The sequence below is a fragment of the Halomonas organivorans genome (assembly GCF_014192055.1).
Taxonomy (GTDB): domain Bacteria; phylum Pseudomonadota; class Gammaproteobacteria; order Pseudomonadales; family Halomonadaceae; genus Halomonas; species Halomonas organivorans.
The window spans coordinates 39,935-60,644 of sequence record NZ_JACHXM010000005.1 but is presented as its reverse complement, the minus strand read 5'-3'; the positions used below and the strand labels follow the sequence as shown (position 1 = coordinate 60,644).

The 20,710-nt window shown below is 66.9% G+C and carries 19 protein-coding genes; 5 read left to right on the top strand and 14 right to left on the bottom strand.

All coding sequences use genetic code 11. The features are described 5' to 3' along the window. Positions 1–93: 93 nt before the first annotated feature. The 9 genes from FHR96_RS07210 to FHR96_RS07170 form a co-directional block, all read right to left on the bottom strand. Complete coding sequence (locus FHR96_RS07210; protein ID WP_183386995.1) at positions 94–999, bottom strand: urease accessory protein UreD; 906 nt, start codon at positions 997–999, stop codon at positions 94–96. A gap of 282 nt (positions 1,000–1,281) precedes the next feature. Beyond that, the gene (gene urtE, locus FHR96_RS07205; RefSeq protein WP_183386994.1) at positions 1,282–1,980 is read right to left on the bottom strand and encodes an urea ABC transporter ATP-binding subunit UrtE; all 699 of its coding nucleotides are present in this window, start codon (positions 1,978–1,980) and stop codon (positions 1,282–1,284) included. Further along, positions 1,980–2,822: an urea ABC transporter ATP-binding protein UrtD gene (urtD, locus tag FHR96_RS07200; protein WP_183386993.1), complete on the bottom strand. Its 843-nt coding sequence runs from the start codon at positions 2,820–2,822 to the stop codon at positions 1,980–1,982. Before urtD ends, urtE begins: the two co-directional genes overlap by 1 nt. Continuing rightward, positions 2,819–3,961, bottom strand: coding sequence for an urea ABC transporter permease subunit UrtC (gene urtC / locus FHR96_RS07195; RefSeq protein ID WP_183386992.1), 1,143 nt, complete (start codon positions 3,959–3,961; stop codon positions 2,819–2,821). Before urtC ends, urtD begins: the two co-directional genes overlap by 4 nt. Before the next feature lie 3 nt (positions 3,962–3,964). Further along, positions 3,965–5,569, bottom strand: a complete 1,605-nt coding sequence (gene urtB / locus FHR96_RS07190) for an urea ABC transporter permease subunit UrtB (protein WP_183386991.1) — start codon at positions 5,567–5,569, stop codon at positions 3,965–3,967. A 73-nt stretch (positions 5,570–5,642) separates the two neighbouring features. Further along, on the bottom strand, positions 5,643–6,962 hold the full coding sequence (gene urtA, locus FHR96_RS07185; RefSeq protein WP_183386990.1) for an urea ABC transporter substrate-binding protein: 1,320 nt from the start codon (positions 6,960–6,962) through the stop codon (positions 5,643–5,645). A gap of 286 nt (positions 6,963–7,248) precedes the next feature. Beyond that, a complete protein-coding gene (locus FHR96_RS07180) occupies positions 7,249–8,775 on the bottom strand; it encodes a tripartite tricarboxylate transporter permease (protein ID WP_183386989.1) in 1,527 nt (508 codons plus the stop codon). Continuing rightward, the gene (locus FHR96_RS07175; protein ID WP_183386988.1) at positions 8,775–9,227 is read right to left on the bottom strand and encodes a tripartite tricarboxylate transporter TctB family protein; all 453 of its coding nucleotides are present in this window, start codon (positions 9,225–9,227) and stop codon (positions 8,775–8,777) included. The genes FHR96_RS07180 and FHR96_RS07175 overlap by 1 nt, the downstream gene beginning before the upstream one ends. Continuing rightward, a complete protein-coding gene (locus FHR96_RS07170) occupies positions 9,224–10,213 on the bottom strand; it encodes a Bug family tripartite tricarboxylate transporter substrate binding protein (RefSeq protein WP_183386987.1) in 990 nt (329 codons plus the stop codon). The genes FHR96_RS07175 and FHR96_RS07170 overlap by 4 nt, the downstream gene beginning before the upstream one ends. Positions 10,214–10,413: 200 nt before the next feature. On the opposite strand from FHR96_RS07170, the gene FHR96_RS07165 reads away from it, so the two are divergent. Genes FHR96_RS07165 through FHR96_RS07150 form a run of 4 tightly spaced genes read left to right on the top strand, consistent with a single transcriptional unit; the run spans position 10,414 to position 14,178 of the window. After that, positions 10,414–11,016 (top strand): helix-turn-helix domain-containing protein, encoded by a 603-nt coding sequence (locus FHR96_RS07165; protein ID WP_183386986.1) that lies wholly within the window; start codon positions 10,414–10,416, stop codon positions 11,014–11,016. Positions 11,017–11,018: 2 nt separating this feature from the next. After that, a complete protein-coding gene (locus FHR96_RS07160; RefSeq protein ID WP_183386985.1) occupies positions 11,019–11,681 on the top strand; it encodes a response regulator transcription factor in 663 nt (220 codons plus the stop codon). Continuing rightward, positions 11,678–13,051, top strand: coding sequence for a sensor histidine kinase N-terminal domain-containing protein (locus FHR96_RS07155; protein WP_183386984.1), 1,374 nt, complete (start codon positions 11,678–11,680; stop codon positions 13,049–13,051). Before FHR96_RS07160 ends, FHR96_RS07155 begins: the two co-directional genes overlap by 4 nt. After that, on the top strand, positions 13,048–14,178 hold the full coding sequence (locus tag FHR96_RS07150; protein WP_183386983.1) for an ABC transporter substrate-binding protein: 1,131 nt from the start codon (positions 13,048–13,050) through the stop codon (positions 14,176–14,178). Before FHR96_RS07155 ends, FHR96_RS07150 begins: the two co-directional genes overlap by 4 nt. 93 nt (positions 14,179–14,271) lie before the next feature. On the opposite strand, the gene FHR96_RS07145 is transcribed toward FHR96_RS07150, so the two are convergent. From FHR96_RS07145 to FHR96_RS07125, 5 genes are all read right to left on the bottom strand, one after another. Then, entirely contained in the window at positions 14,272–14,559 is a 288-nt protein-coding gene (locus FHR96_RS07145; RefSeq protein WP_246392856.1) for a septal ring lytic transglycosylase RlpA family protein, read from the bottom strand. A 181-nt stretch (positions 14,560–14,740) separates the two neighbouring features. After that, a complete protein-coding gene (gene cobA / locus FHR96_RS07140; protein WP_183386981.1) occupies positions 14,741–15,613 on the bottom strand; it encodes a uroporphyrinogen-III C-methyltransferase in 873 nt (290 codons plus the stop codon). Positions 15,614–15,795: 182 nt separating this feature from the next. Continuing rightward, positions 15,796–17,256, bottom strand: coding sequence for a sodium-dependent transporter (locus FHR96_RS07135; RefSeq protein WP_183386980.1), 1,461 nt, complete (start codon positions 17,254–17,256; stop codon positions 15,796–15,798). A 177-nt stretch (positions 17,257–17,433) separates the two neighbouring features. Then, positions 17,434–18,534 (bottom strand): 4-hydroxyphenylpyruvate dioxygenase, encoded by a 1,101-nt coding sequence (hppD, locus tag FHR96_RS07130; protein WP_183386979.1) that lies wholly within the window; start codon positions 18,532–18,534, stop codon positions 17,434–17,436. A gap of 231 nt (positions 18,535–18,765) precedes the next feature. Continuing rightward, a complete protein-coding gene (locus tag FHR96_RS07125; RefSeq protein WP_183386978.1) occupies positions 18,766–19,080 on the bottom strand; it encodes an MTH1187 family thiamine-binding protein in 315 nt (104 codons plus the stop codon). A gap of 154 nt (positions 19,081–19,234) precedes the next feature. Here FHR96_RS07125 and cfa point away from each other — a divergent pair, with 154 nt between their 5' ends. Beyond that, entirely contained in the window at positions 19,235–20,386 is a 1,152-nt protein-coding gene (gene cfa, locus FHR96_RS07120) for a cyclopropane fatty acyl phospholipid synthase (RefSeq protein WP_183386977.1), read from the top strand. Positions 20,387–20,710 lie beyond the last annotated feature (324 nt).

Genomic DNA, 20,710 nt, shown 5'->3' with positions numbered 1-20,710 from the left:
GGCTTCGGGCTTCGGGCAGTCTCCGTCGCATTGCGCTTGCTGAAAGCCGCTCGTAGCCCGTAGCTCGTGGCCCACAGCCGAGGCAAAGCCTCGTCAGGTCCGCCAGATCCGCGGCACGCAGGCCGGGCGACCGGCCAGACGCGGACGCAGCACTTCCCAGGCCCGCTGACACAGCGACCAGGCGACGTTGCGCTCACTGCCCAGGTAGCGCAGCAGCAGCACGCCCTGGCGCACCGTCACCGCCCACTCACGGCTCGCCGGCAACGCCTCGCGCAGCGCGGCGATCGCGTCCGCCTCGTCGTCGAGCCCCACCGCCCACAACGTCGCCTGGACGCCGGCGCCGCCCTGCCCCCAGGCGCCGCGGAAACGGCGATGGGTCGGATCCAGCACCTGGCGCTCCAGCCACAGCGGGCACCCCTCGCGGGTCAGGCGAAAGCGCTGCTCGATGGCACCGGAGACATAGGGCAATTCGCTTGCCGGCCGCCCCAGCGCCAGCACCTCCCAGCCCAGGCAGCGCGCGCCGGCGGCCAGCTCGATGTCGGTGATCTGGCTGCCCTTCGAGCCATCGAAGGCGATGGTCTCCTGGGGCAGCCACTCCAGCAGCGCGTCCTCGGCCACGTAGAGCCGGGTGTGCTGGTGCCAGCGCACGCCCTGGCTGTCGGCGCGATAAAGCTTGTTGGCCGCCGGCGTGGTGAGCAGCGCCTGGGCGCCGGGCTCGAGCCGGGCCTCGATGGCGAGCTCGTCGCCGCTGACCAGCCCACCGGGCGGATGCAGCAGATAGACGTGGCAGGCGCCGGGCCGGCCCGCCGCGTCGGGGGGCTCCGGATAGAAGGGCCGCTGCACCCGCAGCGGGCCCCGATGGCGAGCCTTGAGCATCCGGGTATGGCCATCGGCGCGGGCATCGAAGGCCAGCGACAGCGATGCCGCCCAACGACGCTCGCCGTCGAAGCGATGGCCCGACTCGGCAGGCAACGGGAGGGCACGCGGAATGGCGGTCATCGACGGGTCCTGTGAGTCCGGTGGCTGTTCTGTTTTCCAATCTCCTGCTCTTCAGCATTAGCAAGCTACGTACCAATCTGGTGAGATCACCGAATAGTCACTAATAAACAGCCACTTATTTTGTACACAAGAACGTATCCCAGAACTGTTCTGCACCAGGAAGGCTCGTTTTTCGCGTGTGAATGCACCTTTCTCGATCGCAAAAACGCTCTTCGCACCAACATGACGCAAATCGCCTGCCGCGACCGAAGAGCGCAGCAGGCGCAGGACCGGCGGCACCATTCAGACGGTCAGGTGGGTCTTGATCAGCTCGTCGTCGAGCGCGTCGATCGTCCCCTCGGCCACCGGCCGGCCGCGATCCAGGATCGCGAAACGGTCGGCGTACCGCCGGGCGAAGGGCAGCTTCTGCTCGACCAGCAGTACGGTCAGGCCATCCTCGCGGATCAACCGACGGATCACCTCGCCGATCTGGGCGACGATATTGGGCTGGATGCCCTCCCCCGGCTCATCGAGGATCAAGAGCTTCGGTTCCAGCACCAGGGCTCGGCCGATGGCCAGCTGCTGCTGCTGGCCGCCGGAGAGGTCGCCGCCACGCCGATGGCGCATCTCGGCGAGCACCGGGAACAGCTCATAGATGCGCTCGGGAATGCGCTTCGCCCCGTCGCCGCGGGCCGCCAGGCCGGTGCGCAGGTTCTCCTCCACGGTCAGCAGCGGGAAGATCTGGCGCCCCTGGGGTACGTAGCCGATGCCCAGCCGCGAGCGGTCCTCCACTCGCCGCTGCGTCAGCTCCACGCCGTCGGCGTAACGCAGGCTGCCCGAGTCCACCGCGACCTCGCCCATCACCGCCTTCATCAGGGTGGTCTTGCCTACCCCGTTGCGGCCCATCACGCAGGTGCACTGCCCGGCCGGCACCTCGAGGTCGACGCCCCACAGGGTATGGCTCTCGCCGTAGTACTGATCGAGTGCGCGAATGCTCAGCATCAAGCGTCCTCCATGTTGTCCGACTCGGTCCCGAGATAGACCTCGACCACCTTGGGGTCGCTCGACACCTGATCCATGCTGCCCTCGGCCAGTACGCTGCCCTGGTGCAGCACCGTCACGGTGCGCGCGATCGAGCGCACGAAGCCCATGTCGTGTTCGACCACCACCACCGACTGCTGGCCGGCCAGGCCGGTGAGCAGCTCGGCGGTGCGCTCCATTTCCTGCTCGGTCATCCCCGCCACCGGCTCGTCGACCAGCAGCAGCCGCGGCCGCTGCATCAGCAGCATGCCGATCTCCAGCCACTGCTTCTGGCCGTGGGAGAGGATCCCGGCCGGCCGATCGCGGTGCGCGGCCAGGCCAATGGTGGCCAGCACCTCATCGATGCGGTCTCGCGCCTCGCCGGACAGCCGGGCGGTGAGCGTCGGCCAGATGCGCTTGTCGGCGGCCATGGCCAGCTCGAGGTTCTCGAACACCGTCAGGGCCTCGAAGGTGGTCGGCTTCTGGAACTTTCGACCGATGCCGAGGCTCGCGATCTGCGGCTCGTTCATGGTCAGCAGGTCGTGGCGGCTGCCGAACCACACCGAGCCGTGATCGGGCCGGGTCTTGCCGGTGATGATGTCCATCATGGTGGTCTTGCCGGCGCCGTTGGGGCCGATGATGCAGCGCAGCTCGCCGTCGTCGATGGTCAGGTTCAGGTCATTGATGGCGCGGAAGCCGTCGAAGCTGACGCTGACGTCCTCCAGATACAGGATGGGGCCGTGGCGCACGTCCACCGGCGAGCGCGCCGGCGCCATGAAGTCGAAGACGCGATCGCGGCTGGCCATCTCCTTGATCAGGTTCATGAGCTCGCTCCTTGCGCGGGTGTCTCGGAGGCGCCGTCGTCTCGGCGGCGGCGCAGCGACGCCAGCAGGCCGGCCACGCCCTTCGGCAGCAGCACCGTGACCACCACGAACAGCCCGCCGAGGGCGAACAGCCAGGCCTCCGGCATCACCCCGGTGAACACCGTCTTGGCATAGTTGACCACCAGTGCCCCGATCACCGCGCCGTAGAGCGTGCCGCGGCCGCCCAGGGCCACCCACAGCACCACCTCGATGGAGAAGATCGGCGAGAACTCGCCGGGATTGATGATGCCGACCTGGGGCACGTAGAGCGCCCCCGCCACGCCGGCCAGCATCGCCGAGACCACGAACACGAACAGCTGCACGCGCTCGACGCGATAGCCGAGGAAGCGCGTGCGCGCCTCGGCGTCGCGGCAGGCCACGCTGACGCGCCCCAGCTTGCTGGCGACGATGGCCCGGCACAGCACGTAGCCCAGCGCCAGCGCCAGCCCCGAAGCCAGGAACAGCCCCAGCCGCGTGGCGTCGCTGCGCAGGTCGAAGCCGAGCAGCTCCTTGAAGTCGGTCAGGCCGTTGTTGCCGCCAAAGCCCATCTCGTTGCGGAAGAAGGCCAGCATCAGCGCGAAGGTCAGCGCCTGGGTGATGATCGACAGATAGACCCCGGTGACCCGCGAGCGGAACGCCAGGAAACCGAACACCAGCGCCAGCAGCCCCGGCGCCAGCAGCACCATCAGAAAGGCAAACCACGCCATGTCGAAGCCGTGCCAGTACCAGGGCAGGCTGTCCCAGTCGAGAAACACCATGAAGTCCGGCAGCACCGGATCGCCATAGACGCCCCGATCGCCGATCTGGCGCATCAGGTACATGCCCATGGCGTAGCCGCCCAGGGCGAAGAAGGCGCCGTGGCCGAGGCTCAGGATGCCGAGATAGCCCCACACCAGGTCCAGCGCCACCGCCAGCAGCGCAAAGCTCAGGTACTTGCCGAGCAAGGTAACGGTATAAGTCGAGACGTGCAGCGGATGCCCCGCCGGCACGATCAGGTTGAGCAGCGTGACAGCCGCCAGTGCGGCCAGCAGCACGCCGAGGAATATCTGCGTCGAGCGCTCGCGGAACGGCCGCGACAGCCAGGATCTCGAAGCCAGCATGGATCAGCCCTCCGCCGCCCGGCCCTTCTGCGGAAAGAGTCCGCGGGGGCGTTTCTGAATGAAAAGGATGATGAACACGAGCACCAGGATCTTGGCCAGCACGGCGCCGGCCCAAGGCTCGAGCACCTGGTTGATGACGCCAAGCGTGAGCCCGGCCACCAGGGTGCCCCAGAGGTTCCCCACGCCGCCGAACACCACCACCATGAACGAATCGATGATGTAGTTCTGGCCGAGGTTGGGCCCCACGTTGGTGAGCTGGGACAGCGCCACACCGGCGAGGCCCGCCACGCCGGAGCCCAGCGCGAAGGTCAGGATGTCGACCCGCGTCGCGCGGATGCCCATCGAGCGCGCCATGGCGCGGTTCTGGGTCACGGCGCGCACCTCCAGGCCCAGCCGGGTGCGGCGCATCACCAGCATCAGCCCGGCGAACACCAGCAGCGCGAAGCCCAGCACGAAGAGGCGGTTGAGGGTCAGCGACAGGCCCTCGTTGATCATCAGCGAGCCACTCATCCACTCCGGCGAGACCACCGTGCGGTTGAGCGGCGAGATCAGGGTGCGCACCAACTGCTGGAGGATCAGGCTGACGCCGAAGGTGGCCAGCAGGGTCTCCAGCGGCCGGCCCTTGAGGAACTGGATGACGCTGCGCTCGATGACGATGCCGGCCAGTGCCGCAACCAGGAAGCCTGCGGGAATCGACAGCAGCAGCGCCAGGCCCGGCTGGCCCGGCAGCAGTTGCTGCATGCCCCAGGTGGTGTAGGCGCCGAGCATGATCAGCTCGCCGTGGGCCATGTTGATCACGCCCATCACGCCGAAGGTGATGGCCAGGCCGATCGCCGCCAGCACCAGCACCGAGCCGAGCGACAGGCCGAAATACAGCGTCTGGATGCCGTCATTCAGCTTCTGCTTCTGCTCGATGCCGGCCAGTGCCTGGGTGGCGGCCTCGGCCAGGGCCGCGTCGTCACTGCGGGCGGCGGCGCTGAGCGCCGAGCGCACCGAAGCATTCAGGCTGCCGGACAGCGCCTCCACCGCCTCGACATCGCCCCGCTCCAGGCGCCGGATGGCGATGGCCTGGTTCAGCAACCGGCGCACCTCTTCGTCGGCCTCGCCCTCCACCAGGGCCGTCAGCGGCTCGACCATCGCCGAGCTCACCTCGCCGAGCAGGTCCCGGGCCGCCTCGCGGCGCGCCGAGACGTCCGGGGCGCGCAGGTCGAGCAGCGCCAGGGTGTTCTGCAGCTGGCCGCGCAGCGCGTTGTTGATGCCGATGCGATCCAGCTCGCGGCGCGACATCTCGCCGAGATCCTCGTCGCTCAGCGCATCACGCACCGGCCAGTGGCGGCCGCGATTGGCGAGCACCACCACGAAGCGGCCGCTGTCTTCCTGGCGCTGCAGCTTGCCGTCGAGCAGCGCCTCGAGCCAGGCGCGGCTCTGTGGATGGCCGCTCTCGGCGATGGCCGCCACGGCCTCGCCCTTGGCGGCGTAGGAATCGGTGTCGAGAGCCTCGAGCAGCGCCCGGCCGTCGTCCTCGGGGGCGGCCAGGGCGGCCGGCGCGGCGAGCGAGACGACGATCAGGCACAGCAGCCCCTGCACGAGGGAGCGAATCGTCCTCATGACCATGTCCTGTCAGTAGGGAGAAACATTGGAGGAAAAGTCCCCGGGCCGCGACCGCGACCCGGGGAGCGGCTCATTCGGCCGAGGCCACCTCGGCGTCGGCACCGCCGCCGCAGCGCCCTTCGACGACGTTGTAGTTGCCGCAGCGCATCGGCGCGCGCCAGTCGCTGATCAGGTCACGCGAGCCGGGCAGGTAGTCGGACCAGGCATCGCCGGCCACGGTGGACGGGGTCTCCCAGACGATGGAGAACTGGCCGTTGTCCTGGATCTCGCCGATCAGCACCGGCTTGGTGATGTGATGGTTGGGCATCATGGTGGCGTAGCCGCCGGTCAGGTTGGGCACGGACACGCCGATGATGGCGTCCTTGACCGCATCGACCTCGGTGGTGCCGGCCTTGCGCACGGCCTCGGCCCACATGTTGAAGCCGATGTAGTGGGCCTCCATCGGGTCGTTGGTGACCGCCATCTCGTCGCCGGTGTAGTCGATCCAGTCGTCGATGAAGTCGTAGTTGGCGTCGGTATCGACGCTCATGAAGTAGTTCCAGGCCGCCAGATGGCCGACCAGCGGCGCAGTGTCGATGCCGGAGAGCTCCTGCTCGCCCACCGAAAAGGCCACCACCGGGATGTCCGCGGCGTCGATGCCCTGGTTGCCCAGCTCGCGGTAGAACGGCACGTTGGCGTCGCCGTTGATGGTCGAGACCACCGCGGTCTTCTTGCCCTGGCTGCCGAAGTCCTTGATGTCGGAGACGATGTTCTGCCAGTCGGAATGACCGAAGGGAGTGTAGTTGACCATGATGTCGTCGTCGGCCACGCCATGGTCCTTGAGATAGGCCTCGAGGATCTTGTTGGTAGTGCGCGGATAGACATAGTCGGTGCCGGCCAGCACCCAGCGCTCCACGCCCACCTGGTTCATCAGGTAGTCGACCGCCGGAATCGCCTGCTGGTTGGGCGCCGCCCCGGTATAGAAGACGTTCTCCGACGACTCCTCGCCTTCATACTGCACCGGATAGAACAGCAGGCCATTGAGTTCCTCGACCACCGGCAGCACCGACTTGCGCGACACCGAGGTCCAGTTGCCGAAGATCACGTCCACCTCGTCCTGGGCCAGCAGCTCGCGGGCCTTCTCGGCGAACAGCGGCCAGTCGGAGGCCGGGTCGACCACCACCGGCTCGAGCTCGCGGCCCAGCAGGCCACCCGCGTCGTTCTGCTGCTCGATCAGCATCAGCATGGTGTCCTTGAGCGTCGACTCGCTGATGGCCATGGTGCCGGAGAGCGAGTGCAGTATCCCGACCTTGATCGGTTCATCATCGGCGAATGCCGGCGCGGTAACGGCGAGGCTCAACAGCGGCACAGCCCACCAGCGGGCGGGCATGGCAAAACGACGTGTGGTCATGGTGATCTCCTTGCGATCCGGATCGTTGTTATGGATGGCAACGGTGTGCACCGGGCAACACCCTGCCCCTAGCCTTTTGCAAGGGACGCGCCAGAATCGCACAAGATCTTTTTATTTCTTTATTAACAACGCATTAAACACGCATTACTTGCCATCGATATCCTCCGACGTGCCCCTTTGGTGCAACCGACGACGCGACCTTGCACCAGATGAGGGCCAGCACGAAACGGGGGCGTCGGCCCATGCCGACGCCCCCGTCGAGTGGTGCAGACTGGCCGCGAGAGGCTCAGTCGCCCTCGGGACCGCCCGTGCCGGTCTGGACTTTCATGCGCCGACGCAGCAGCGGGCCGACGATGTAGGGCAGGATCAGTCCCAGGCCGGCGAACACCCACAGGCCGATGGCCAGGCCGCTGTCCCACAGGATGGTCCAGTTGCCGTCGGAGATGTCCAGGGCGTGGCGCAGGTTCTTCTCCATCTCCGGCCCCAGCAGCAGGCCGAGGATGATCGGCACCAGCGGGATCTCCAACTTGCGGAAGATGTAGCCCGCTACGCCGAAGGCCACCATGAAGTACAGGTCGAAGGCCGAGTTGCTGATCGAGTAGATGCCGACGAAGGCGACCATGGTGACGATCGGCAGCAGGTACTTCGGCGGCACCGAGAGCAGCTTGACGAAGATACCCACCAGCGGGATGTTCAGCACCAGCAACAGGAAGTTGCCGATCAGCAGCGCGGCGATCACGCCCCAGACGATATCGGCGTTCTGGGTGAACATCAGCGGTCCGGGGGTGATGTTCAACGAGATCAGCAGCGCCAGCAGCACCGCGGTGGTGCCGCTGCCCGGCACGCCGAGCGTCAGCATCGGCACCAGCGCGCCGGAGGAGGCGCCATTGTTGCCGGCCTCGGGGGCGGCAACGCCGCGCGGGTCACCCTCGCCGAAGGTGCCCTTGCTGCCCACCACCTTCTTCTCGAGGGTGTAGCCGATGAAGCTGCCCAGCGACGCCCCAGCCCCGGGGAGCACCCCCGCGACAAAGCCGAGGATGCCGCCGCGGATGCTCGACGGCAGGATGGCCCGGATGTCGGCCCACGTGAGCGACAGCTTGTTGACGGTCATCTTCTCCTTGCCGCCGCCGGCCTTCTCCTCGATGAAGAACAGCAGCTCGGAGATGGCGAACAGGCCGACGATGGCGATGATGAAGTCGACCCCCTCGTAGAGCTCCAGCACGCCGAAGGTGTAGCGCTGCACCCCAGTGTTGTCGATGCCCACGGTGGCGATCATCAGGCCGATGGCCGCGGCCACCACCGTCTTCATGGGGTTCTTGCCGGTGATCCCGCCGAGGGTGGCGAAGGCCAGCAGGAACAGCGCGAAATACTCGGCCGGACCGAAGGTCAGCGCGAAGTCGGCCAGGACCGGTGCCAGCAGGATCAGCCCCACGGTGGCGATCAGGCTACCGATGAAGGAGGCCACGGCGGAGATCGCCAATGCCTCGGCGGCCTTGCCCTTCCTGGCCATCGGATAGCCGTCCAGGCAGGTCATCATGGCCGGCTCGTCGCCGGGAATATTGAGCAGGATCGAGGAGATGCGCCCGCCGTACATGGCCCCGGCATAGACCGCGGTGAGCATGATCAGCGCGGTTTCCGGGCGCAGCCCCAGCGAGAAGGCCAGCGGGATAAGGATCGCCACGCCGTTGGCCGGGCCGAGCCCCGGCAGCGCCCCGATCAGGGTGCCGAGGAAGGCCCCCAGCAGGGCGAACATCAGGTTGTGCGGCGCCAGCGCCACGCCGAAGCCGTCGATCAGGTAACCCAGGGTTTCCATCAGTTCACCTCCAGGAAGGACAGCAGCCCCAGCGGCAGGGCCAGATCGAGGGCGAAGTTGAACACCAGGAACACCACCACGCCGGCGACGCCGCCGGTGACGTAGGCCTTGATCGGGGTGGCGCCCATGCGCCAGCACAGCGTGCCCACTGCCAGCAAGGTGCTGAGGATGAAGCCCAGCGGCTGCAGCAGCATGGTGTAGACGATCAGCACCGCCACGGCGATCAGCAGTTCGACGCCCGTGCGGCTCCACGGCCAGGCGTTATCGGGATCGGGCCGCACGATCAGGTAGAGGCTCGACACCGCCAGCACCGCGGCCAGCAGATAGGGAAAGGTTTCGGGGCCGACACCCTCGGCCCCGCCGAACGGTTCGGGAAACTGGGTGGCGCCCCAGCCGTACGCGACGGCCAGGACGATCAACAGCACCCCGAAGATGCGGTCGTTGAAGGTCATTGCTGGATCAGCCCGATGTCTTGCGAGAGTTGCTGAATGTCGGCGATCTGGTCGGTGACGAACTGCTCGAACTCACCGGCGCTCATGTGGAACGGCATCAGGCCGTTGCTGGTCATGACGTCCTTCCACTCCTGGCTCTCGTAGACGGTGTCCATGGCGTCGATCCAGTACTGCTTGGCGTCGTCGGAGATGTCCGCCGGCATGTAGAAGCCGCGCCAGTTGGGGCCGATGGCATCGATGCCCTGCTCACGGGCGGTGGGAATGTCGCTGAACTCGCCCGGCAGGCGCTCTTCGGACAGCACCGCCAGCACCCGCAGGTCGCCCGATTCCATGAAGCCCTGGGCCTCGGTGATATCGCCGGTGAAGGCGTCGACGTGCCCGCCTACCACCTGGGTCATGGCCTCGCCGCCGTTGTTGTACGACAGGTAGGGAATACGCGGCAGGTTCTCGACACCGGCCTCCTTGGCGGCGATCAGCACCTTGAGATGATCCCAGCCGCCCTTGGCGCTGCCGCCGGCGAACTTGACGCTGCGCGGATCCTCCTTCAAGGCCTCCATCAACTCCGGCAGGTCGTCGTAGTCGGAGTCGCTGGCCACGGCGATGACGCCATAGTCGGCGCCCAGGGCGCCGACCCAGTTGACCATGTCCGCGGTCATCCCCGGGAACTGGCCCTGGGCCAGGCGCGTAGTGGTGGCGGTGGACGCGGCCACCAGCAGCTGGTCGTCGCCGGCACGCTTGCTGACGGTGTGGGCATAGGCCACGCCACCGCCGGCACCCGCCATGTTGATGGTCTGCACGCTGGCCGGCACCAGGTCCAGCGCCTCCAGGACATTGCCCACGCTGCGGCAGGTGAAATCCCAGCCGCCGCCCGGATCGGCGGGCGCGATGCACTCGACCTTGCCTTCCGGCTCGAAGGCCATGGCGGAACCGGCGCTGACGGTAACGGCGGCGACGGCGATCAGTGTGAGCGGCGTTCTGATGGACATTGTTATCGTCCCCTCTGCAATTCGATAAGGATCGGGATGGACTTGTCGGAAGCTGACGGCTGGCTTACAATTCTGTAAGGCAGAACATCATTCCCTGGAGCAGAAAGTTAGGCATCCGCTCGTCGAGGGTCAATGCCCAAGGGCCGGATTGCGACCAAAGTTGCAGACCGGCGACGCCCATGTCACTGAGGTAAGGATAGATGGCCCAGGACCGTGTCGAGGCCGTGGAGCGCGCGCTGACCGTGCTCGAGGTCTTCGATTCTCCACGCGACGCCTTCGCCCTGGCAGAACTCGCCGAGGCCACCGGTTTCTACAAGAGCACCCTGCTGCGACTGCTGGGCTCGCTGGCCCGCTTCGATTACGTGCAGCGCGGCGAGGACGGGCGCTGGCGTCTGGGCGGCAGCCCGGTACGCCTGGCGCGCCGCCACGCACCCTCACGCCATCTGGCGGCACGCGTGCAGCCCTGGCTGGACCGGCTGGCCGCCGAGACCGGCGAAACCGCCGCGCTGCTGGCGAGCCACGCGGGCGAGGCGGAATGCCGGCTGACCGCCCTGCCGGAAGCCAGCCTGCGCCATGACCTGCGCCCTGGCAGCCGCTGGCCGGTCAAGCGCGACGACGATCCCCGCCCCCTCCTGCCGGGGGGAAGCATGACCTGCGTGGCACTGCCCACCGGCCCCGGGGAGCCGCCGCTGTGGCTGTCGCTGTCCGGTCCCGCCGGACGCCTGTCCACCGACAACGCGCGACGGGCCCTGGAGGCGGCCAGGGCAGCCCTCGACGAAGCCCCGGAAACCGAGGAGCCGTGACCATGACGCTGCTGCTGGTGGAGGACGACCGCTTGCTGGCGGAAACGCTGGTGGACACCCTGGCGCTGGAGCGTCACGAGGTCGAGCACCTGGCCGACGGCCTGGCAGCCAGAACCCGCCTGGACCGGGCCGATCATGGCATCGCCCTGGTACTGCTGGACCTGAACCTGCCCGGCTGCAGCGGCCTGGAAGTGCTCGAGACCCTGCGCCGTCACGACCGCGATACGCCGGTGCTGATCCTGACCGCCCGCGGCGCGGTGGAGGACCGCGTGCGCGGGCTCGACCTGGGCGCCGACGACTACCTGGCCAAACCCTTCGCCCTCGACGAGCTCGAGGCCCGGGTGCGCGCCCTGCTGCGGCGCAGTGAGCGCGGCCAGCCCCTCAAGGTCGGCTCGCTGGTGTTCGATGCCCCGGCCCAGCGCTTCAGCCTGGAGGACGAACCCCTGGCCCTGCCGCCGCGGGAACAGCGCCTGCTGGCGTGCCTGATGCGCCACGCGGGCGAACCGGTGGACAAGACGCGACTCGCCGAGGAGGCCTTCCAGGGCGAGCCCATGGGCGACAATGCCATCGAGGTCTACGTCCATCGCCTGCGCAAGCGCCTGGCAAGCAGCGATGTGGCCCTGCGCACCGTGCGCGGCCTGGGCTATCTGCTGGAGGCCACGTGACGCGGCCGAACAGCCTCTATCGGCGCCTGCTGACCTGGCTGCTGCTGCCGCTGATGGCACTGGGCGGCCTGATGGTGCTGCAGGCCTGGATCGAGGCAAGACACACCGCCGACCGCGCCTTCGACCGCCTGCTGGAGGCCGCCACCCTGGCCATCGCCGAACAGGTCCAGTGGCAGGACGATCGCCTGTGGCTCGACCTGCCACCCGCCGCCCTGGAAATGCTCGCCACCGATGCCGAGGAGCGTGTCTTCTATGCGCTCTACGACGCTCGCGGGCGTTTCGTCACCGGCAACGCCGACCTGCCCGGTCCGCCCCGCGAGTCCGACGGCGAGGCCTCGACCCTGCGCTTCCGCGACCTGAGCTGGCACGGCCTCGAGCTGCGCCAGGGCATCCGACGCTCGCGGCTGGAGGACTGGCGTCAGCGCGAACGCTTCGAGGTGCGTGTGGCGCATACCCGGGAGGGGCGGGAAGGGCTCACCAACGAGCTGCTGCGGGCCAACCTGGTCTACATCCTGGGCATGGCGGGACTCGCGGGGGTCGTGGTGGTGCTGGCCATCCGCGGCGCCCTGACGCCGCTGACCCGCCTGCGCCGGGCCATTCGCGCCCGCGACCCGCGCACCCTGGCGCCGCTGGAGCTGTCCCTGCCACGGGAACTGGCCGAGCTGCGCCAGACCCTCAACGAACTGCTGGCCCGCATGCGCCGCGTGCGAGCCAACCAGGAGCGCTTCATCGGCGACGCCTCGCATCAATTGCGCACCCCGCTCGCCGGCCTCTCGGCCCGCGCCGAACTGGCCCTGCGGCAGGACGATCCACAGCGCTGGCGCGACGCCCTGGAGGCGATGCAGGCGACCAGTGCCCGCACGTCGCACCTGGCCGTTCAACTGCTCTCGCTGACCCGGCTCGACAATCCCGAATACCAGCCCGACTTGCTGCCGCTCGATCTCGGCACCCTGGCCCGCAACGCGGTGCGAACACACTGGGCCGGCTGCCACCGCGACGGGATCGACCTGGGCGTGGAAGCACCCGAGGCGCCCGTGACGGTGCCGGGACTCGACTGGCAGCTCGAGGAAGCGCTAGGCAACCTCATCGACAACGCCCGGCGCTATGGCGCCAGGCACATCACCGTACGCGTCGTCGTCACCCCGCCCGTTCTCGAGGTCGAGGACGACGGTCCAGGCATCCCTGCGGCCCAGCGACTGCTGATGCTGCGCCCCTTTCATCGTGGCAGCGACGACCCCGAGGGCTCGGGGCTCGGGCTTGCCATCGTCGACGGCATCGCGCGCACTCATGGCGCCCGACTGCGGCTCGACGACGGCACGGGGGCACGAGGGCTCAAGGTCAGCCTGCAATTTCCGGGAGAGGCATCATGATCCACCGACTGCTGTGCCTTCTGCTGCTATGGCTCAGCGGCGCCAGCCTGGCCACGGCCGACGAACGACTCCACTATCCGGCCCGGGAGATGGACGGCGAGGCGCCTGGCCGCCTGGTGATCCACGGCGCCCTGGATCCGACCTATGCGCGGCCGATTCTCGCGGACTTCCACGCCCGCTATCCGACCATCGATCTGACCTACCGCAATCTCGACACCCTCCCCCTGTATCGGCGCTTCCTCGAGGCACCGGGCGAAGTCGACGTCTTGATGTCCTCGGCCATGCCCTGGCAGTACCGGCTGGCCAACGATGGCCATGCCCAGCCGCTGAACACGCCGGAGGCCAGGGCATGGCCCGCCTGGGCCCGCTGGCGCCGTGAACTGTTCGCCGTCACCTTCGAGCCGATCGTCATGGTGGTGCGTCGCGAGCTCATCGAGCGCTTCGGTCGCCCCGCCAGCCACGCCGACCTGCTGGCACTGCTGCAGCGCCACCCGGAAGTACTACGCGGACGCGTGGTGACCTACGACCCGAACGTGAGCGGGGCCGGCTACGGCTATGCCATCGAGGAATCGCGGCTGTCGCCGCGCTACTGGGACCTGATCGCCGCCTTCGGTGCAACGGATACCGCCCTGGCGGCCACCACCGGGGAAATGCTCGAGGGCCTGATCGACGGCCGCTTCTGGCTGGGCTATAACCTGCTCGGGAGCTATGCCCGCGAGGTGGTCGAGCGGCATCCGGGCCTGGAAATGGTCGTCCCCGACGACTACACGCTGGTCACCCAGCGCCTGGCACTGATCCCTCGCCAGGCGCCGCACCCCGACGAGGCACGCCGCTTCATGGACTTCCTGATCGGCAAGGCTGGCCAGCAAGTGATTGCCCGGGAGACCTCCCTGGGGGCCGTTCATCCGGCCCTCACCGGCCCCGGCACGGCCTGGGCCCTGCGCTCCAGCCACGGCGACGCCCTGCGCCCGGTCACCCTGGGGCCCGGCCTGCTGGCCACCCTCGACGACCTGAAACGCCAAGCCCTGCTGACGCGCTGGCAGCGAGAGTTCACGCGGCACCAGGCATCGCTCGCGCCCACGGCGAGCCAGGATGACGCCACACGCCCAGCGGACGCCAGGCAATAGCACGCCCAGGAAAAAGGCAGGGGGGGATGAAAAAAAGTCAGCCGACCAGGCTCGCGTCACGGGGTGCGGACCTGGTCGGCTTCCCTGAGTCGCTCAGCGAGCGAGACTCAGCTGTACGGGCGCGGTGCCGCGATGCAACATACCGAGCGCGCGGGCGGCGCTCTTGGAGAGATCGATCACGCGGCCGCTCACGAATGGCCCGCGATCGTTGATCATCACTTCGACCTGTCGACCGTTATCGCGACGGGTGACCAGCACCTTGGTACCGAACGGCAGACTGCGATGGGCAGCGGTCAGTTCGCGCTGATCGAAGGGCTCACCGCTGGCCGTAGTGCGGCCCTGGAAGCGGTCGCTGTAGTAGGACGCGACCCCCTTCTGCATCGCCGCCGCTCGCCCGTCGGTCGGGTGGGCCAGGCTCGTCTCGGCGGCGCTCAGCGCCCACACCGCCAGACCTGCCAACAACAACAAACGCCATCCTCTGGGGCGAGCCAGGCTCGCCTTGCCGGAATACCCCATGCGTCAACCTCACATCGACTTGTACGCCGACCGGCCTCCTCCGCGATCAGGCGCCTCGAGACGTGTCAGACGGTGTCGGGTGCTTTCCCTGCAGCCAACCCAGGCTTCCGGCTCGCTCGCTGTCGAACCAGGCCAATGCGTCATGCAACGTCACCACCGTGCCGACGATGACAAGTGTCGGCGGTCGAATATTACCTAACTCGACCGCCGACGGCAAATGCATCAGGCTTCCGACATGAACGCGCTGACGCGACGTGGTGCCCTGCTCGATCAGCGCCAGGGGGGTATCGCCCGGCAAGCCGTGGGCGCGCAGTCGCTCACTGATGAGCTCGAGGCTGCCAAGTCCCATGTAGAACACCAGCGTCTGGCCAGGACTTGCCAGCGCCGGCCAGTCCAGCTCGCAGGTACCGTTGCGCAGGTGCCCGGTGATGAAACGCACCGACTGGGCGTGGTCGCGATGGGTCAACGGAATGCCGGCATAGGCGGCACACCCCGAGGCGGCCGTGATGCCCGGCACCACCTCCACGTCGACGCCGGCCGCCACCAGGGTTTCCAGCTCCTCGCCGCCGCGCCCGAAGATGAAGGGATCGCCGCCCTTCAAGCGGACGACACGCTTCCCTGCTTGCGCCCATTCCACCAGCGCCTGGTTGATGCCCTCCTGGGGCACGCTGTGGTCGGAGCGTGCCTTGCCGACATACAGCCGCTGAGCGTCGGCAGCGGCCAGGGCCAGGATCTCCTCGCTGACCAGGCGATCGTGGAGGATGACATCGGCCGCCTGCAGACGCCGCAGGGCCTTGATGGTCAAGAGTTCGGGATCCCCGGGGCCGGCTCCGACCAGGCTGACTCGGCCGGGTGCCAACGAGGACGACTCGGGAGGCAGCCGGAGGGCCTGTAGAACGGGAGAAGAGGCGGCACACATATTCCAATATCTCGAAGTCAAAAGAGCTTTATATGCAATAAAGTAATTAATTCGCCGGACGAATGCCACTCTTCACTGGGCGCAAGCATATAACCGATCCACCACCGGGTCGGCCTCAGCACCAACAAACGACACGGCCCCCGCCACAGGCGGGGGCCGTGCGGAACCTGCAGCGACGGGGCTCAGGCGCTCAGCACACGCTTCAAGCGGGGACTGGCGAGCTCACCGATCACGGCGATCACGGCCAGCACCAGCAGCAGCCAGGGCCACTGCTCACCGAAGTCGAGAGTGGCAATACCCAGGGCATCGACGAAGATGACCACGATGCCCAGCGGGCTGACGTAGCGCACCATGAACAGCCACAGGGCATGCATGGCCGGAGAAAGACCGAGCTCCTCGCGCAGCGTCTCGCTCTTGAGCACGAAGCCGGCCAGCAGCACCATGCCCAGGCCCCCCAGCGGCATCATCCAGCGCGAAGTCAGGTAATCCAGCCAGCCGAAGAAGTGCTTGCCGGCCAGGGTCCACTCGGCGCCGACGTTGAAGGACAGCATGGCCAGGGTGCTGATGATCCACAGCACGATGCCGGTACCCCAGGCCGCGGCACGGCGCGAGATGCCCTTGTTGTCGGTCAGCCAGGAGACCGTAGCCTCGACCATGGAGATCGACGAGGTCAGCGCGGCCATCGACAGCATGATGAAGAACAGCACACCGAACAGCGTGCCAAGCGGCATGGCCTGGAAGGCCAGCGGCAGGCTCATGAAGATCAGCCCCGGACCGCTGCCCGGCTCCATGCCGTTGGCAAAGATCACCGGGAAGATGGCCAGGCCTGCCATCAGGGCGACCAGGGTATCGGCCACCGCCACCGTCAGTGTGGTGCGACCGATGGAGGCATTGCGCGGCAGGTAGCTGCCATAGGTCAGGATCGCGCCGGAGGCCAGCGACAGGGTGAAGAATGCATGCCCCATCGCCGCCAGCATGCCTTCGCTGGACAGGCTGCCGGCATTGAAGGCGAACAGGAAGTGGAGCGCATCGCCGAAGCCGCCGGAGAACGCGCCATAGGCGATCATGATCAACAGCATCACGACCATGCCGGGCATCATCCAGCTCACGCTCTTCTCGATGCCGGCCTGAACGCCCTTGCCGACGATCACCATGGTGGCCAGGGTGACCAGGGTACTCCAGAAGCCCAGGTTGAGCGGGCTCTCGTTGTTGGCGCCGAAGATCGCCGCCATGTCGTCGACGCTGGAGCCCGCCAGGCCGCCGCTGAGCATCTTCCACAGATAGGAGAACGACCAGCCGGCCACCACTACGTAGAAACACAGGATCATGAACCCGCAGAGCATGGCCATCCAGCCCAGCAATGACCACAGCGAGGCGCCACCGGATTCGGCCGCCACGCGACGGATGGCATCGATGGGGCTACCGCGGCCGCGTCGACCGAGGGCGATCTCGGTCATCATCACCGGCACGCCGAGCGCCAGGATGCAGGCCAGATAGACCAGCACGAAGGCACCGCCGCCATATTCGCCGGTCATGTAGGGGAACTTCCAGACATTGCCCAGGCCGACCGCGGAGCCGGTCGCCGCCAGGACGAAGCCCCAGCGGCCCAGCCACTGAGTACGAGGTTGTGCGTCGTTTGTCATGTCACACCAGGGATCACGGAACTGTTGTTGTCGCCCGCCACAGGGGGTGAGGCCACGGCAGGGCCATATTGTGACGGATTTTGTCGTGAATGGGCAGGGAGTCGGGGGATTGTTCTAGCTTTCGACACCCTGCCCATCGGATCCGGTCATCTCGATCGACCGGTCCGATCGAACGGATCAGTCGTCGGCCTTGAGCACGCCGCGCCGAATCTGGTCTTCCTCGATGGATTCGAACAGGGCCTTGAAGTTGCCTTCGCCAAAGCCGTCGTTGCCCTTGCGCTGGATGATCTCGAAGAAGATCGGACCGATCACGGTCTCGGTGAAGATCTGCAGCAGCACACCCTGCTCGGGCGCGCCGTCCACCAGCAGGTTCAGTTCGCGCAGGGACTCGAGATCCTCTTCATGGTTGGGCACCCGCTGGTCGACCTTCTCGTAGTAGGTGTCCGGCGTGCTCAGGAACTGGATGCCGTTGGCCTTCAGCGCCCGCACCGTGGCATAGATGTCATCGGTGGCCATGGCCAGGTGCTGGATGCCCTCGCCGTTGTACTCGCGCAGGAATTCGGCGATCTGCGAGTTGTCGTCGGCGGACTCGTTGATCGGGATGTGCATCTTGCCGCAGGGCGCCGTCATGGCGCGAGAGTGCAGCCCGGTCTTCTTGCCGGCGATGTCGAAATAGCGGATCTCGCGGAAGTTGGCTACCCGGGTGTAGAAGTCCGCCCAGACATCCATCTGGCCGCGATCGACGTTGTGGGTCAGGTGGTCGAGCACCTGCAGGCCGACGCTATGATCCTGCGGCGTGCAATCGCCGATCGGCGCGAAGTCGATGTCATAGATGGTGCGACCATCGCCGTCGAGCTTGTGATCGACGAAATAGAGCAGTGAACCACCGATACCCTCCACGGCCGGGATACCGACCTCGCCCTCGCCTACCGGGATGTCCACCGGCTTGGCGCCGCAGGACACGGCATGCTCGAAGGCCTGCCTGGCATCGGCGACCTTCCAGGCCATGGCGCAGGCGGACGGGCCGTGGACACGGGCGAATTCTGCGGCCTGGCTGTTCGGCTCGGCATTGAGCACGAAATTGATGTGCTCCTGCTGGAACAGGAATACTTCCTTGGAGCGATGCTTGCGGGTCTCGGTGAAGCCCAGCTGCAGGAACAGCCGGCGCAGGGCATCGATGCCCTCGGCGGTCGGGGCGGTGTACTCGACGAATTCGAACCCGTCGGTGCCGATGGGATTGGCGGTGTCGAGCTGGCTCGTCTGGGCAGGGGCGTTCATGCAGAACCTCCGGATGGCGTTGTGGTTGTCGTCGGGGCACTCGGCCCTTGGATGCCCCCAGACTAGTGGCCCCCCGCCCCTGCCGGAATGCCCGCGACCGGCGCTCCAGTCCGCCTGGACCCCATTGCCGACCCAGCGGTCGTCACACTTTCGTTACACCCCTGGCTACCCCATGATTCGCGCCGCCGAGGCGGCAAGCATTCCTGACAAGCCGTAAAGTAAACATGACACCTACGGTGATGATCGGCTGCCCAGCAGGGCCTCGACGCTCGCGACCTTGTCGTCCATGCCCTGTTCTCGATCGGTACGCGTACCCAGCTTGAGCGTGGACGTGATTCGCGGCGCTCCCATTTGGTGCACTCGCTCATGGCAGCGCTTGACCACGGCCATGACCTCGTCCCACGGCCCCTCGACGTTGGTGCCATAGGCGTGCATGCGATATTCCAGCCCCGACGCTTCGATCACTTCCTGGCAGGCGGCGACATGCGGCGATACGGAAACACCGACGCCCATCGGTACCACACAAAGATCCACGATGACTTTCATTCAGCTGTCCTCATATAAAACGTCAAAAGCAGCGATTGTCAGGAACAATTGGGTCTGGTCTATGCTAACGCCTTGTAATAGGAGACTAAGAGTCAAAGCATCACGCCAGTGACTGTCCCGGCTGCCACCCGTGTCTGAAGGATCAGGAGGAGACATGACCAGCGACCCACGACTCGGCCCCATTGCCCTGCCCGACTCCCGCGCCCGACGCGTCGTCGAGAAACTGCTCGACGGCTCAGGCGTCGGCCTGAACGGGCCTGCTTCACAGGACATTCGCGTCTACCATCCCGACTTCTTTCCCAGGGTACTTCACCAGGGCACCCTGGGCCTCGGCGAGGCGTACATGGACGGCTGGTGGGACTGCGACCGGATCGACGACATGGCTCACAGGCTGCTGACCCATGGCCTGGGCGAACATGCACAGTCCACGTCGGAGCGGCTGATGTACCGGCTGCAGGCCGGGTTCTTCAACCTGCAAAGCCGCGCTCGCGCCTACATCGTCGGCGAAGCCCACTACGACCTCGGCAACGACCTCTTCCAACGCATGCTCGACGAGACCATGTGCTATTCATGCGGCTACTGGAAGGACGCCGATACCCTGCTCGAGGCACAGCGCGCCAAGCTCGAGCTGGCCTGCCGCAAGCTCCAGCTCGAACCCGGCATGCGGGTCCTCGACATCGGTTGCGGCTGGGGAAGCTTCGCGGAACACGCTGCTCGCCATCACGGCGTCGAGGTGACCGGCATCACCATCTCCCGGGAACAGGCCGAACTGGCCAGGAAGCGCTGCGAGGGGCTGCCCGTCGAGATTCTGCTCGAGGACTACCGTGATCTGGAGGGACAGTTCGATCGTATCGTCTCCATCGGCATGTTCGAGCATGTCGGACATCGCAACTACGACACCTATTTCGAGACGGTCAGCCGCCTGCTCCCGCCCGAGGGACTGTTCGTGCTGCACACCATCGGCTCCAACAGCTCGCACATCAGTGCCGACCCATGGATCAATCGCTATATCTTCCCCAATGGCGTGCTGCCCTCCGCCGTACACATCGCCAGGACCAGCGAGAGCCAGCTGCTGATGGAGGACTGGCAGAACTTCGGGGCCGACTACGACCACACTCTGATGGCCTGGCTGGCGAACTTCGATGCCCGCTGGCACGAGATCGCCGACCGCTACAACGAGCGCACCCGGCGCATGTTCCGGTATTATTTGTCAGTGTGTGCAGGCGCTTTCCGCGCTCGCAACCTCCAGCTGTGGCAGGTGGTATTCTCGAAGGGCCGCGAGGGACGCTACGACGCGCCGCGCTGAACGCTCAAGAGCGCCGACGGCGCATGTTCCGGCTCATTTCCGGCCTGTCAGTGCGTGCAGGCGCTTTCCGCGCTCGCCACCTCCCGCTCTGGCAGGTGGTATTCTCGAAGGGCCGCGAGGGACGCTACGACGCGCCGCGCTGAACGCTCAAGAGCGCCGACGGCGCATGTTCCGGCTCATTTCCGGCCTGTCAGTGCGTGCAGGCGCTTTCCGCGCTCGCCACCTCCAGCTCTGGCAGGTGGTATTCTCGAAGGGCCGCGAGGGACGCTACGACGCGCCGCGCTGAACGCTCAAGAGCGCCGACGGCGCATGTTCCGGCTCATT